Source organism: Rhizobium ecuadorense, from assembly GCF_001187535.1.
Taxonomy (GTDB): domain Bacteria; phylum Pseudomonadota; class Alphaproteobacteria; order Rhizobiales; family Rhizobiaceae; genus Rhizobium; species Rhizobium ecuadorense.
The window spans coordinates 1-324 of record NZ_LFIO01001215.1 but is presented as its reverse complement, the minus strand read 5'-3'; the positions used below and the strand labels follow the sequence as shown (position 1 = coordinate 324).

General features: G+C 63.0%; 1 protein-coding gene. It reads right to left on the bottom strand.

What is annotated here, in order from left to right; translation table 11 throughout:
* A partial coding sequence (locus AF337_RS25575; protein ID WP_152971184.1) for an ATP-binding cassette domain-containing protein occupies positions 1–324 on the bottom strand: 324 nt, incomplete at both ends.

Sequence of the window (324 nt, the reverse complement as noted above, 5' to 3'; positions counted from 1 at the left end):
CCATCAAGGCGAATGGATCCTCTGACGGTCGGCCAGATGCCCATCATCGCCCGCGCCAGCGACGACTTACCCGAGGCACTGTAACCAATGACCCCAAGCGCGCTCCCTGCCCTTAAGCCGAAGCTGACATCGGAGATGACCAGGCGCTGGCCAGCCGGTGGTCCGCTCGCCAGGCCCTCAACAGTGACTTGCTTGGTAGGAGCCGCGAGCGCAAGCGGGGCTGGAATCTCAGGAATGGTTTTCAGCAGGCTCGAAAGCCGCGCCCAGCTCTGCTGAGCAGAAACGAAGCCACGCCAATTTCCGATCGCTGCTTCGACAGGCGCC